The following is a 13,077-nucleotide window of genomic DNA, read 5'->3' as shown; positions in this document are numbered from 1 at the left end:
CATGATACTTTTATTTACCTTGTTCCACAGATAACTTCTTTTTTCCATATAACGCACTTCATTCCGGCCAATATGCAATTTCGGGAGCCTGTCGAGGTATAAGATAGTTTTCGTAATCTTTCAGGATCAATGACTCTATTATGCTTTCCATAACAATAATTCGATTATTTTCCTTGAATTTATAGGGCTTTGTTTTAGATATTTTACTCAGTACTAATGCAGGAAAAGAAATGTAGTAAGGTTCAATATGGAACATTTTTACATCTTTTATACTGAAATTGCATGATATTATGGCATCCCGGAAGTTTATAATCCGCTCCAGAAATGAATTTTTTTTGGAAGTTTTGTATTTCAACGAATCGTATTGTTCTGATGGGAAGGCTGCAATACCCCCTTCTGCTGCAATACGGGCCAGAAGGTCTATGTCCTCATATTCACGGAGATTTCTCCAACCTCCCGTTTTATCCAGCATGTCACGGGCAATAACCATAGGGCTGTATACTAATGCACGTTTCTCCCTTTTTTCAAGGAAACTGTGTATAACATCTGATGTCTCGGAATTATATACTGTGGATGGATTGAAAATTATAAGATAATCGCCTGTACTGTGAAGATATGCCAGCTGTTTCCCAGCTCCGTATGTGTCAAATGTTTCATTTATGAATTTAATTCTGTCTGATTTGAAATTAACCTGCATATGTGTTGATATTACCAGTTCATATGGGTGTCCCAGTTCCTCTGCAACATTGACTATGCTTTCAAGGGATCGCTTTACACTGTCCGATATGTTCATTGCCACCGCACAGAATGACAACTTTATTTCCCTGTTATAGGATATTGGCAGTTCCTTTACATCATATGATTCCATGGTACATTTAAGATAATTCTTAGCTGGATTAAAGCTTATTGGTTATCACATTGTTTATAATCAGAATATTTATTTCTAGTGGCTTTCCTGTTAGCATTACAAATAAATTTAAATAATGTTATATTATTATAATCGTGAAGATTTATGAGCCTAATTGTAAGGACATTGATTCGATTGTCAGATCATGAAATGCAGAATGAGGATGCCTCGAAGGTATACATTAATGTCCCTAAAAAGGTTCTGGAAATGTACACAATTAAGGTTGGCTGCCTTCTCAACGGCGATATAGAACAAATAAAAAAATTCATAGATGAGAATGAAAATCTCAGTCCCCAAATACGCACGGGGCCTAAGGATTACAGCCAGATTATAGGCAGCAAAGTAAAAATGATATTTTATGGGGGACAGGCGGAAGAGGATCATGATTACCTGTTCTTTCCAAAGCAGATTGCAATAAAACTCACATCATACGCAGTATTTCCCAATGATTATATAATTAAAATGAGATTTGATACAATATCATGCGGATGGAAACGAACAAAATTATATAGCGAGACGTCCGTAAATTTTGATGATACGGAGCAGTATTATGACTGAAAGCAAGATTGACCATGTAGGCCTTATGATTAAAAAGGCAATGGAAGAGGAATCCTCGGGAAACAGAAATGAAGCAGCCAAGATTTATAAAGCCGCATATAAGATGGTAATGGAAATTGCATCACATTCCACTGGAAAACTAAAACAAAAAAGATTGAACCAGGCGGCCAGCCTGAAGAAAATATATGAGTCCATAGGAGGAGAAGCGGTAGAGGAAGACAGGTTATCAGAAGGCAGGAAAATACTTGAAACATTAAACATAGAGCCCCCTGAGATTCCAAAGGTTACTTTTCAGGATGTTGCAGGACTGGAAAACGTTAAAACAGAAATAATGTCTAAAATAATATATCCCATGCGGTATAAGGAATTATCCGAGGAATATAATATAGAATTCAGTGGTGGCATGCTTCTTTATGGACCACCGGGAACTGGAAAGACCTTTATAGTCAAGGCAATTGCAAATGAGGTAAAAGCTAATTTTATAAATGTAAACCCCTCAACTCTTTACAGCCAGTGGTTTGGCCAGTTTGAAAAGAACATTTCCCTGCTTTTCCGCGCTGCTTATCTTCTTTCACCATCAATCCTATTTTTCGATGAAATAGACACACTGGTGCCAAAGCGTTCTGGATCAGAATCTGATGCGGCGAGAAGGGGAGTGTCCCAGCTTCTCACTGAGGTAGGCGGTTTGACTTCCCAGAAGGACAGAAATGTATTTATTATAGCTGCAACAAATAATCCCTGGGGTATTGATGAGGCTATATTGAGGCCTGGAAGGTTTGATGTAAAAATATATGTACCTCCACCAGACTATGAATCTAGGAAAAAACTTTTCCAGTTGAAACTCTCAGAAGTTAAGCATATGGGATATATAGACTATGATGAGCTGGCCAATGAAACTGAGAGGTATTCTGGGGCAGATATAGAATTCATATGCAAAAAGGCTGTGCAGAATGTTTTTATGGAAGTCGTAAAGACAGGTAATAAAATTGACGTTTCTATGGACGACCTGCTTCAGGTTATTTCACAGATACGCCCATCCATAGATGTTGGTTTGCTGAAAAAATATCAGGATTATATATTGAATCTTTGATGAGAATTGCATGTGAGCCATGTTATGCTAAAACACAGATGCTCCCAGTTCCACTGACAGAACTTGCACTTACATAGGGACTTATATCAAATCCTTTGAGTGTAGAGGCATTATCTCTATCAGACTTGAATTCCCTGCGCTCTAAATGTACTATTAATTTTTTTAAAATTTTATGGAGATTAAATAATGCAGATAATTTCTATAAACTCTTACCTTAATTTATTGCTTAAGCGTGCCATATTTCTAACCGAAATATTTATTATGAGGTAAATACTATAAATATTATGTCTATTTTGTCTAAGAAAAAACCCAAACTCTCAAAGGAAGAAGAATTAGAAGAAACCAAGGTCAAAATTAAGGATTTGCAGATGAATTTGAAGAGGGCTATACGAGCACTTTTGAAAAGGGCACAATCTCTGGAAGAAAATCGAAAATCAGCCGAAGAGAGAGATTATAAGGATATTGAACATGGACTTTCAAAGCAGATAGATGATGTAAGGGCATTCATTACATATTTTGACCGTACCAATATACTTCTCGATTCAATATCATCGCAGCTTGATATGTATAATGACGCGGGAAAAGCCATGGATATGATCGGTCAAAGTGAAGTCATATTTCAGGCCCTTAAAATTACCCCTGACCAGCAGGCCAGCTATATGAAATCCCTCGCCAGCATTAAGGATATTGCGGACAATAATTTGAATTCTATAAACGATCAGGTTGAGCAGATAAATGAGAATCTTGGGTTTAGCGAATCTTCAGAATCACCTATTTCTGAAGAGGATCTCCTTACCAATTTCTTAAAAAAGAGATCCGCCAAAAGCAGTGCAACTGCAGATAAAGCGGATGAAATAGATGCTGAACTTGAAAAACGCAATGGAGAACATGAATAACTATTTTCATCCATTGAGGGAGAATAAACCATTGCATAGGGCGAATAGGAACCCCGGCATTATGACTGTAAAAAAGAAAAGAGAAAATAACCTGTTCTTCGATATTTCCGTCTTCAGGCAGGAAAGGAATAAAAGTGATTTTAGGAAAATACTTGATAAAATAAAAAGGGTTTGACCCGGTTATATAATTTTTCTCATTCTGTATGCATTTTTTGAATCGTTAAAACTTATATTGTAATATCCCTCTATGAATTCGAATATTTCATATCCATGATGTTTGTAGAATTTTATGGCCTGATCATTCCTTTCCCTTACCTCTAGCACCACCATAGAATATGACCTGCGTTTTGCCTCATTTTCCATTGCAGAAATGAGAAGCGATCCGTATCCCTTCCCCTGATCCTCCGGCAGTATCCCTATACTTTCTATATCTATCACATTAACATCTACTGGTTCCATTGTGGCATATCCATGCAGGGATGAACCGTTATCAAGGACAAGTGTGAAGCCCTTCGAACTGTTTAATATTTTCCTGAGCATTAAACTGGAATATGCACCTGTTCCAAAGGCCATTTTTTCAATAATGGCAATATCATGGAAGTCCTGCCTCCTGTAGGGTCTTACCTGCATGGAAAGAAATTACACGCTTGGATATATAGTTTAATTGCCATTTTCACCATAGCCTGTACTTTCCCCGTACTGGGAGACGTCATCGAATAATAGTATTGGAAGGCGGATAGCACCATCTGATTCCAGCAGTTTTTGTATTGAGTTCTTTAGCATACTGTCAAACACAAGAACCTCTTTGGGTTTTACAATATCTATAACAGGCAATATATAGATCCTGAAAAGTGAACCAATTATGTAATCAAATGTGATAATCCCATTGAATTCTGTTCTTTCGAAGAGGTTCAGAAATGTTTCCTTTCTGTTAGTTCTAAGAGGAATTATATTTATAAGTGAAATATTATCTTCCCTTTCCAGCACATCCGAGTATTTTTCTCTGTAAAACTGGACATCGTCAAAAGTTTGTGGATCATCTCCATGTATTCCATTGAAATTAATAATAAGCTTATCTACACTGCCCCCATTGCCCTTGAGGTTCAGGACGGTAAAATCATCTACAGTAAAAAGCATATTTATGTCCTGATATTCCAGGTCTTCGTATTCCAGGTTGCCTTGCTCAAAATCATCCCTGCTGACATATGTACAATCTCGTATTATATCAACATTAAAGAGAAAATCAATAGCTCCATTCCTTAATTTATCCAGATCATCCATGAGATCACCATAAACATAAAATAAACTGATGTAAACGCCACGGGGGTGATTCGAACACCCGATCCACAAGGGAACCAGCTCTCAAGGCTGGCGCCGTACCACTGGGCCACCGTGGCATTAAAAATTACTTGCGGAGTCTCCCGTTGGATCTTATGGAAGGTCTGCTCTTATCGCTACCAAGTCTTCCATGGCCAAGACCCCTATTCCTATATCCCGCAGATGTCAAACCACGATATGCACGGCCCTTGTTCTGGGGCTCAACTATCCATGAAATTTTCCTGTCATTGTAGATTGCCGGAGTGGCCTTATCCACCAGTATTACCTCATAATATTTGTAAAGCCCATCTTCACCAACATAATAAGAATTAAGAACCTCTGTGTTGGGATATTTATCAGCAACACGCTCTTCAGCTATTACCTGAATATTCTTCTTTAACGTCATCTTTGTATATGCAAGCCTTCTTGGCCTTCTTCCTCCCATTATCTTGGGTTTATGCTGACCGCCTCTCCTGACTCTAGCCCTTACTACTATATATCCTTCCTTTGCCTTGTATCCAACGTTTCTGGCCTTGTCCAGTCTCGTGGGATATTCCACTCTCTCTATGGCATTTCCCCTTCTCCACGATATCATCCTTTCCTTTTGGAGCCCGTATATGCTTGATTTTTTTAGATGCTTCCATTCATTTCTGATTAAGCTGTATGAAGTTTCCATATTATTCACTTTTAGTTGCTACTTCATTTATAAATGATATTTATAGATTTTTATTTAATTATGGCAGGGAATAAATTCGTTATATGAATATAGCAAGATATGATAAACTCAAAATAGTAATGAGCTATTACGTATTTATTGAAAGGGTCTGTAATAAGGAAAAGATATATCCTTGTATTCTGGGAATCTGAATCGGAAAAAATGGATAAGTATTTATATAATTATTATGAGATAAAAAGAAAATACAAAAAGGGAAACTTTTCCATATACCTGTGCAACCAGTTAAACAAATCCACTATTTGTGGTTTAATCACTAAGAAGGGTGGAAATATAGTAACAGTGAGCGGAACAATAAAAAAATGCAAAAAGTCTTTGTCGTATACCATGGAAAACAATATTCATCTCACTCCCTCCAGGGACACCCCCTGAGAAAGCGTGGGAGGAATTGTGTAGTGAACCTCAATCCCCACTCTATGCTACCAGTTTAACTTTCGTAGTGCTTATGTCCATCTTTTTTTCTCCTCCTTTTATAATGATTGATTTTCCACGTTGTGCATGTTGATGTTAGAATTCCAAGATCCCACTCAATCATGCCTGACTGTAGGTTCACAGAGCTACGGACTTGTGTGTTGTTGCTTCTCTGATAACCCTAGAACCATGGATAAAAATGCATAGGATTTTTTATCCTTCTGCTTTAATATGTGATAAAACCACATATTTCTGGATATTGTCCCAGAGGAAGTATGGGAAATGGCACCCATTCTGCCTGCAAAGTTAATTTCATTATATGTTCCGAAGTTCTTCTTCCTCATGGACATTTTCTTGATGTATGACGGAAAATTGTATTTAACATAGTGGCTATTTCTGTTTTTGGTTATCAGTGAGATACCGCCGGTAATCTCCATTGCATATGCGGCAAGGGAAAAATCCTTGAATCTGTTTCCGTAGTAAACATCTGCAAGTGAAAGAATGTTGTATGTGTTGTTAATATCTTCAGGTTCTGTGTATTCATAGGGTATATTCTCATCTATCCATTTCATGTAAAAATCAGTATCCTCATCCATTCTGTACAGGGATGAAAGAACAGCATTGTAATCTGGTTTCCTGAATGTGTCAGATGTTAAATAGTATATGGATTCTCTTGTGTCCCTACTATTTCCTCCATAGTCATTTTCCGTGGATTTATACAGGTACAGATCGTTTATCATAGCCCTAATGTCTGGCTCATTTGATTTGATAATTCCATCTATCTGCAAATCGGTTATGTGTATATTTTCTTTATGGGCAATGTCTTTCAGTACCTTATGAACACCTGTAAAGAATGCTTTATAGTTAACCTCGTTTTTTCTTCTGTAGGGCGTCATTTCTATATCTACTGATCTGGAAATTATATCCCTTGCACTATTCTTTGATTTAAAGGAATAATAATCGTTCATGGTGATTACAACTGGATTCTTTGTATTTTTTATTATGTCCAGAAGTTCAGACATGCCACCTGTGTCTCCTCCAGTTGATTTGTTTCTGGATTCAAATATGTTATCGGCCTCGTCAATAAGTATAAGCCTGTCAGGCGTTTTGCTGGCATCCCCTAGAAGATCCCTGTACTCGGATGCCATGAGAGCTATTTTTTTCATACTTTCTCTGTTTCTCTGTTCCGATGCATTCATTTCTACAACCGGAAGGTGTGCATAATTAGCCAGTGCATAGGCAGCGCTTGTTTTTCCAATGCCCTGCTGCCCCCAAAGTATTAAGGCCTTTTTAACTTCTGAATGATTCAACCAGGAATCTATCCATGAGATCATGGCATGGCGTGCTTCACTGCTCAAAAGCAGGCTATTCATGTCTGATGGACGGTATTCATCAGCAAATGACATTAATGCACCCTCGTGCCTGGGGCAACATCCCTATCAGGCTTTAAAAGTGACACACCTTTTTCATCTTCAACGGCAAGAAGCATCCCCTGGCTTTCCAGGCCCATAAACTTTGCAGGAGCCAGGTTATTGATTACAACAAGCTGTTTCCCAAGCATGTCTTCCGGAGAATAACAGTTGGAGATACTGGAAATAATCTGTTTCTTCTGGTCTCCCAAATCAACAATAATCTTCAATAAATTTCTGGATTTTTCGACCTTTTCACATTCTACTACATTTCCTACCCTGATATCTATCCTATGGAATTCATCTACGCTTATCTCTTCCATATCCTGTATTTTAGCTATTCAATATAAACTTATTCATTATGAAATGTTTTCCCAAAGGAGAAGGGGTTCAAAGCACTTATAAATGTCATTATCTGCGCGAAGGTTATCTCTTTTATCAGAATGGCAAATGCCAGAAATATAATAACAGATGCTACGGCAACAGGAATAAACAATAAAATGTCGTATACCTTTATGAACATGGTTACACCAAACAGAAACAGGAATTGGGCAGATGATGGTATAAGCTGATAGAATATTCTTAAATCAGGCTTCATGCTTTCCGCCCTTACCACAGTGATTCTGTATGCTATTGCCTCGAAAGCCAGGGCAATAAAGGTACTGACGGCACCGCCTAAAACCCCCAGAGAGAAGAAGCGTATTTCGAATATATCTGGTGGTATCAGGAGCATATCCAGGGAAATATTCACTATAAGCGTGGCAACAGTAATCTTTCCTATCTTGGTTCGTGAGCCCACGTGCCACCAGGCTTGAAGAATATGCACTGTTTATTGCCACAAGGTAAGACGCTATGGACAGGAAAATCAGTATATTTGCATATGGAATCAGGGCAGCAGACCATAGATTAACAACATATACTCTTAAGGCTATGAAAATAATCACAAGTGGCAAGATAAAAATGGATATTATTCGTTCAAATGCTGAAATATCTCCCTTGAATTTTTTATCATTTGAACCTCTGCTCTTCATTAGCAGTGGAATGAAAAATATGCTTATTGTACCGGAAAATGTTGCAATAGGCCCGGATATGCGCTGCAGACTTGCAAAGGCTCCAGTTGCCACGGCATGCCAGTAAAATTCAATAAGAACCTTGTCTATGTTTCCGCTGACGGAACCTATAACAGCAGCAAGTGCAAGTGGATATGCAAGTTTTGTATATTTTTTGAATAGATCCATGGAAGGCCTGTTTACTTTCCATGGACGCCCAAAAAGTACAGATATCAAGAAGAACATGAAATAGGAAAAACTATAAATTATTGCCATTACAATTGCAGCACCTACTGTATTATATCCAGGAATTCTGAATAGATACACGATTCCAAGGAGAATGAACAGGGAATTTCTCACCAGTGCCTCTATTATCTGTGGAATAGACATTCTGGCAGATTTTAGCCTGGCGTTGTAATATATAACTGGCACATCCTTCAATCTTGCAAAGAAGAAATATGGGAGAAGCAGTATAATAGTATATATTTCCACATTGCTTTCAAAACCCCTATGCAATATATCTATCCAGACAAAGAGAGAACCCAGGACAATGCCTATTGTAACCATAGTCTGTACTGTTCTTATGGTAAGAAATGTGCCATTGCACACACCTTCATTGTATTCGCCCGATGAGAGGTATCTCAAATGGGCCGTCCCATAGCCCAGGTCTCCAACTATGCTCAGCACACCTATAAATGCCAGTGAAAAACTCAGATAACCCCATGCCTGCAGACCGACAAACCTTATAATGAAAAATAGACCAATATATCCGAATAGGGAATTTATAACCTGACCGAAAACCAGTAGTGGGGATTTCTTCGCAATCAATAGGAGTGCATATAAATCCCACCAATAAACTTTATGAATTTATCTTATCTATCATCTCAATCAACGCATTTTCGTATTTTTCTGCTATCTTGCCATCAGTATCAAGGTATTCCTTAGATAGAACAGATGGTTTTGGCATTAAGAGTTTTGTCTTTTCTCCATGCTGTATAATGACAACCTTGCATGGAATAAATGCTCCAATGTCAATATTGTCATGTAAAAGTTCCACTGCAGCAGGTGGATAACACACATCAAGAATGTAATAGGGTTCTATGGTTTTCTGCATCTTCGTAAATATTTCCTTTACATCAACATATGAAAGGATAATCCAGTTAGCCTCTTTCAGAAGTTTATGGAGTTGCCCAAATATGTCTTCAGCACTTTTGTTAAAAGTTTTTTCGTATGAATACATAATAATGTATTGCAAAAAAATATATAAACTTCAGTTAGTAGATTTATTTAATTCAGGTTCGTCTGTTACCATATATTGAAGTTTCTTGCCCTGTTTTATATATTTATATACAGTATTGCCAGTGTCGCTATTCATCCTGAGTTTGATCATTCCCTTTGAAGAACTCCGGGCAGACAGCATGGCAATGCCATCAACATATAATTTTACTGGCCTGTTTCTTGACCCCACATCAATGAATATGGTTTTGTTTTTGATTTCTATTATTGCATCCTGCATGACGTTTACATCATCAGAAAGTGTGTCAACGTCTATTTTAAGCCCGTATGATTTTTCGAGGCCTGTTACTGTTTCCCCCTTTCTCCCTATCAATCTGGGAATTTTTGCGTCAGGAACCTTAATTATAACCCTTCCCTCTGAAACAATTTGAACATCAACATGATCGGTGTCCAGAAGCCTCATCATATCATCCCTTATCTTTGATGCTGCAAGTGCAAAGAGTGGATTTGCGCCGTTTTTCTCATTTCCAACAGGTATTACGACCACCTGGTCTCCGAATGTGTATATTTCACTTACCGGCTTGTTTTTGAGAAAATCTCTTATAACTATTACAGGCCTTGCCAAATCTTCCTGATTGAGGCCATATGGTATCTTTATTTGATATTCTGTTGTCAGTACCTGTGATACTTTCCCTCCATCTATGAAAAGAACAGTATCCACAACCTGAGGTATCAATCCCAGTTCTATTCTTCCTACGAATCTCTGTATGGCATCTACGGCCCTTGTGGAATGTACAACGCCTATCATGCCTACTCCTGCAAGTCTCAAATCTGAATAAACCTTGAAATCAGATGTCACCCTCATTTCATCAAAAACTGTATAGTCTTCCCTGACAAGAAGGAGTATATCCCCGGTTTTTTCCATGTCGCCCTCCAGCGATGTGTACTGTGTTATACTGTCATTTACCTGTAAATCCCTTGGTTTTTCCATGGTTTTTACAATCTTACTCATGGATGCATAATATTCAGCCAGGGCTGTAACAAATGTACTTTTACCGGCTCCAGGAGACCCAGAGACAAGTATTCCATAAGCCTTGTTTTGAAGCCTGTCCATTACCCTTTTGTCAAGCTGGTAATCCTCTATTGATGTTTTGACCACAGGCCTTACTGCAGTTATTTCCATTATATCTGAGAATGGAGGCCGTGTTATGACTATACGCAGATTTTTAAGCTGTATCACAGTTGCCCCAAACATATCCATTTCAATAAATGATTGATCCTCAAATTTGCCCCTTTGAACAATATTGTAGGCTATTTTCTCCAGTTCGCCATATGGTACTATATAATCAAGTTCTTTCAGGACAACTTCCCCCGGTTTACCCGTCTTTATAAGAGGTTTCATTCCAGCCTTTAGGTGTACGGATGAGGTGTTTTCATCAAAAAATTCCTGAATATCCTTTACATCCTTTTCCTCGTCCTTAATGTAAATGACGTTAATCCCTTTTATTGAGGCTATAATGCTCTGGATGTGATCGCCTGTAACCAGTGTAGCTCCATTGTCCAGAGCCAGATTCCTAATTATATTGTCTATTTCACCGCTATGGGCATTTTTTATCTGCCATTCCATGGGGCGGTTTCCCATTATATCAATGTAAATTTTACCCGAATTGGATAACTCCCTTAATTTCTTCAGCTCCTCAAGGGCCGTAAAACCAATTGATCTCCCCTCATTTGCCTGATGCTCAATCTCTGCTATCATTGCTTCTGGAAGTATAACCCTAGCATCTTTCTTTTTGACTATGTATTCCCTAAATTTCCCGCTTACTATGACTGATGTATCTGGTACGTAATCCACAATAGATAATGGTGTATTATTATTTAAATAATTTCAAATAAGTTGGAACATTGAAATATACGATGTTTTCAATATATTAATAATTTATAAGGCAAACATTGGCATGTTCAAAAATTATTTAATAGAGCTAACTATTTAAGGTGTAATGGAAAAAACTGAAATAAGCCTGAATGAGTACAGGGTTTTAGAGTTTATAAAAGACCGTAAAGATGTTCCAGAGGATTCAATAAATATAGACAGCGACAGGCGTATTGTATCCAGCGCTGTATCATATCTGGAGTTTAAAAATTTGATTGATGCAAAAAAAGTTTATTATGATTATTTCACTGTAACAGAAGAGGGGGAAAAATATATAGAAAACGGATTCCCAGAGGAGAAACTGTATAAATTACTGGAGGAACGGAAAAAATGCTCCATGGATGAAATAAAAAATTATCTTAAGGAAGATTACAGGATAGCCATAGCAAATATGGCCAAATTGGGAATTAAACCCTCCAGTGGGGAAATGTCATATTCGGGAGAAAATCTTATTACCATTTTCAATAAAAAAAAGAATGAACTATCGGAAATTATGGAAGGAAAAACTCCAGACGGAGAAGCACTCGATGAATTTATTCACAGGGGGCTTGTATCAAAACGAAAATATGCGAAAAGAATAATAAATATAAAGAAAGAGGGAATAATAGCAGTGGAAAACTATGGAAGCGGCAATTATATAGAACTACTTACACCCGCACTCATTGCATCCGGAAAGTGGAAGGAAATGAAATTTCGACCCTACGACCTGAATTCAAGAGTTGAGCCGCTTAATGGCGCCGGGCTGCATCCCCTAACTTATTTAATTGAAAAGGTCAGGAAAATATTCCTGGAGATGGGATTTACTGAGATGCATGGACATTTCATTGAATATACAGGATGGAATATGGACATGCTTTTTATACCGCAGGACCACCCGGCAAGGGATTTGCAGGACACCTATTATGTTGAATCTAAAAACTCTATAGAATTTGAGAATCCTGAGATACTTGAAATCGTTAAAAAAGTTCATGAACACGGATATGGAAAATATAAAGGATGGAATTACAAATGGTCAGAAGATGAGGCAAAAAAGCTGATTCTCAGGACACATACCACAGTAAATACCATAAGATATCTCTACAACCACAAAGAAAAGCCGCAGTTCATATTCTCCATAGAAAAGGTATTCAGGCACGAGAGTGTAGACTGGAAGCATCTATCTGAATTATACCAGATAGAGGGAGCTGTATACGGAAGCGATGTAAATCTATCAACGCTAAAATGGCTTCTTTCTGAGTTCTATGGAAGGCTTGGATTTAAGAATATAAGGCTCATACCTTCATATTACCCATACACCGAGCCAAGCATGGATGTGGCGGTTGATATTAATGGTAAGGAAGTTGAACTTGGTGGCTCAGGGATATTTAGGCCAGAAGTCACAAAACCTATAGGGCTCAGGGACCCTGTCCTTGCCTTCGGCCTGGGGCTTGAAAGGCTGGCTATGCTTTATTACGGACTAAATGACATAAGGGAGATTTACAACAGCGATCTGGACTGGCTAAAAAATTATAAAATCAGGTTTTAAAAAATTCAATAAA

The 13,077-nt window shown here is 37.9% G+C and carries 16 protein-coding genes and 1 tRNA gene; 6 read left to right on the top strand and 11 right to left on the bottom strand.

All coding sequences use genetic code 11. The features are described 5' to 3' along the window. Window positions 1-58: 58 nt before the first annotated feature. Window positions 59-868, bottom strand: coding sequence for a glycosyltransferase family 2 protein (locus AMDU4_RS03740; protein WP_021786646.1), 810 nt, complete (start codon window positions 866-868; stop codon window positions 59-61). Between the two features lie 144 nt (window positions 869-1,012). On the opposite strand from AMDU4_RS03740, the gene AMDU4_RS03735 reads away from it, so the two are divergent. From AMDU4_RS03735 to AMDU4_RS03720, 4 genes are all read left to right on the top strand, one after another. Next, entirely contained in the window at window positions 1,013-1,465 is a 453-nt protein-coding gene (locus tag AMDU4_RS03735; RefSeq protein WP_021786645.1) for a hypothetical protein, read from the top strand. Beyond that, on the top strand, window positions 1,458-2,555 hold the full coding sequence (locus AMDU4_RS03730; RefSeq protein WP_021786644.1) for a 26S protease regulatory subunit: 1,098 nt from the start codon (window positions 1,458-1,460) through the stop codon (window positions 2,553-2,555). The genes AMDU4_RS03735 and AMDU4_RS03730 overlap by 8 nt, the downstream gene beginning before the upstream one ends. Window positions 2,556-2,839: 284 nt before the next feature. Then, window positions 2,840-3,451, top strand: coding sequence for a hypothetical protein (locus tag AMDU4_RS03725; RefSeq protein ID WP_021786643.1), 612 nt, complete (start codon window positions 2,840-2,842; stop codon window positions 3,449-3,451). Then, window positions 3,444-3,626, top strand: coding sequence for a hypothetical protein (locus tag AMDU4_RS03720; protein WP_290704097.1), 183 nt, complete (start codon window positions 3,444-3,446; stop codon window positions 3,624-3,626). The genes AMDU4_RS03725 and AMDU4_RS03720 overlap by 8 nt, the downstream gene beginning before the upstream one ends. Before the next feature lie 5 nt (window positions 3,627-3,631). Here the strand turns inward: AMDU4_RS03720 and AMDU4_RS03715 are convergent, their stop codons facing one another. The 4 genes from AMDU4_RS03715 to AMDU4_RS03700 form a co-directional block, all read right to left on the bottom strand. After that, window positions 3,632-4,081 carry an N-acetyltransferase gene (locus tag AMDU4_RS03715; RefSeq protein ID WP_021786641.1) on the bottom strand — a complete coding sequence of 150 codons (450 nt, stop codon included), beginning with the start codon at window positions 4,079-4,081 and terminating at the stop codon, window positions 3,632-3,634. 30 nt (window positions 4,082-4,111) lie between these two features. Continuing rightward, on the bottom strand, window positions 4,112-4,732 hold the full coding sequence (locus AMDU4_RS03710) for a hypothetical protein (RefSeq protein ID WP_021786640.1): 621 nt from the start codon (window positions 4,730-4,732) through the stop codon (window positions 4,112-4,114). Between the two features lie 35 nt (window positions 4,733-4,767). Continuing rightward, window positions 4,768-4,848, bottom strand: a tRNA-Ser gene (locus AMDU4_RS03705). 8 nt (window positions 4,849-4,856) lie between these two features. Further along, window positions 4,857-5,444: a 50S ribosomal protein L15e gene (locus AMDU4_RS03700; protein WP_021786639.1), complete on the bottom strand. Its 588-nt coding sequence runs from the start codon at window positions 5,442-5,444 to the stop codon at window positions 4,857-4,859. 138 nt (window positions 5,445-5,582) lie between these two features. On the opposite strand from AMDU4_RS03700, the gene AMDU4_RS03695 reads away from it, so the two are divergent. Next, window positions 5,583-5,873, top strand: a complete 291-nt coding sequence (locus AMDU4_RS03695) for a hypothetical protein (protein ID WP_290704094.1) — start codon at window positions 5,583-5,585, stop codon at window positions 5,871-5,873. Window positions 5,874-6,058: 185 nt separating this feature from the next. On the opposite strand, the gene AMDU4_RS03690 is transcribed toward AMDU4_RS03695, so the two are convergent. From AMDU4_RS03690 to AMDU4_RS03665, 6 genes are read right to left on the bottom strand one after another with little or no spacing between them, the layout of a single operon-like run. Continuing rightward, window positions 6,059-7,318, bottom strand: a complete 1,260-nt coding sequence (locus AMDU4_RS03690) for a replication factor C large subunit (protein ID WP_021786638.1) — start codon at window positions 7,316-7,318, stop codon at window positions 6,059-6,061. Further along, a complete protein-coding gene (gene metG / locus AMDU4_RS03685) occupies window positions 7,318-7,644 on the bottom strand; it encodes a methionine--tRNA ligase subunit beta (protein ID WP_021786637.1) in 327 nt (108 codons plus the stop codon). The genes AMDU4_RS03690 and metG overlap by 1 nt, the downstream gene beginning before the upstream one ends. 29 nt (window positions 7,645-7,673) lie before the next feature. Next, the gene (locus tag AMDU4_RS03680) at window positions 7,674-7,919 is read right to left on the bottom strand and encodes a hypothetical protein (RefSeq protein WP_021786636.1); all 246 of its coding nucleotides are present in this window, start codon (window positions 7,917-7,919) and stop codon (window positions 7,674-7,676) included. Next, window positions 7,909-9,198 carry an oligosaccharide flippase family protein gene (locus AMDU4_RS03675; protein WP_021786635.1) on the bottom strand — a complete coding sequence of 430 codons (1,290 nt, stop codon included), beginning with the start codon at window positions 9,196-9,198 and terminating at the stop codon, window positions 7,909-7,911. Before AMDU4_RS03675 ends, AMDU4_RS03680 begins: the two co-directional genes overlap by 11 nt. Before the next feature lie 31 nt (window positions 9,199-9,229). Further along, complete coding sequence (locus AMDU4_RS03670) at window positions 9,230-9,610, bottom strand: DUF302 domain-containing protein (RefSeq protein ID WP_021786634.1); 381 nt, start codon at window positions 9,608-9,610, stop codon at window positions 9,230-9,232. A gap of 30 nt (window positions 9,611-9,640) precedes the next feature. Then, window positions 9,641-11,461, bottom strand: coding sequence for a PINc/VapC family ATPase (locus AMDU4_RS03665; RefSeq protein WP_021786633.1), 1,821 nt, complete (start codon window positions 11,459-11,461; stop codon window positions 9,641-9,643). Between the two features lie 145 nt (window positions 11,462-11,606). Between AMDU4_RS03665 and AMDU4_RS03660 the strand changes: the two genes are divergently transcribed. Next, window positions 11,607-13,064: a phenylalanine--tRNA ligase subunit alpha gene (locus AMDU4_RS03660; protein ID WP_021786632.1), complete on the top strand. Its 1,458-nt coding sequence runs from the start codon at window positions 11,607-11,609 to the stop codon at window positions 13,062-13,064. Window positions 13,065-13,077: the final 13 nt, after the last annotated feature.

The sequence above is a fragment of the Ferroplasma sp. Type II genome (assembly GCF_000496155.1).
This window is presented reverse-complemented; position numbering and strand designations above follow the sequence as displayed.

What these genes read in the sequence shown, in the direction of transcription:
- metG (WP_021786637.1), bottom strand. Translation starts at nt 7,644, where the DNA reads ATGGAAGAGATAAGCGTAGATGAATTCCATAGGATAGATATCAGGGTA.
- AMDU4_RS03730 (WP_021786644.1), top strand. Translation starts at nt 1,458, where the DNA reads ATGACTGAAAGCAAGATTGACCATGTAGGCCTTATGATTAAAAAGGCA.
- AMDU4_RS03715 (WP_021786641.1), bottom strand. Translation starts at nt 4,081, where the DNA reads ATGCAGGTAAGACCCTACAGGAGGCAGGACTTCCATGATATTGCCATT.
- AMDU4_RS03710 (WP_021786640.1), bottom strand. Translation starts at nt 4,732, where the DNA reads ATGGATGATCTGGATAAATTAAGGAATGGAGCTATTGATTTTCTCTTT.
- AMDU4_RS03680 (WP_021786636.1), bottom strand. Translation starts at nt 7,919, where the DNA reads ATGAAGCCTGATTTAAGAATATTCTATCAGCTTATACCATCATCTGCC.
- AMDU4_RS03700 (WP_021786639.1), bottom strand. Translation starts at nt 5,444, where the DNA reads ATGGAAACTTCATACAGCTTAATCAGAAATGAATGGAAGCATCTAAAA.
- AMDU4_RS03725 (WP_021786643.1), top strand. Translation starts at nt 2,840, where the DNA reads ATGTCTATTTTGTCTAAGAAAAAACCCAAACTCTCAAAGGAAGAAGAA.
- AMDU4_RS03670 (WP_021786634.1), bottom strand. Translation starts at nt 9,610, where the DNA reads ATGTATTCATACGAAAAAACTTTTAACAAAAGTGCTGAAGACATATTT.
- AMDU4_RS03740 (WP_021786646.1), bottom strand. Translation starts at nt 868, where the DNA reads ATGGAATCATATGATGTAAAGGAACTGCCAATATCCTATAACAGGGAA.
- AMDU4_RS03690 (WP_021786638.1), bottom strand. Translation starts at nt 7,318, where the DNA reads ATGTCATTTGCTGATGAATACCGTCCATCAGACATGAATAGCCTGCTT.
- AMDU4_RS03735 (WP_021786645.1), top strand. Translation starts at nt 1,013, where the DNA reads ATGAGCCTAATTGTAAGGACATTGATTCGATTGTCAGATCATGAAATG.
- AMDU4_RS03660 (WP_021786632.1), top strand. Translation starts at nt 11,607, where the DNA reads ATGGAAAAAACTGAAATAAGCCTGAATGAGTACAGGGTTTTAGAGTTT.
- AMDU4_RS03720 (WP_290704097.1), top strand. Translation starts at nt 3,444, where the DNA reads ATGAATAACTATTTTCATCCATTGAGGGAGAATAAACCATTGCATAGG.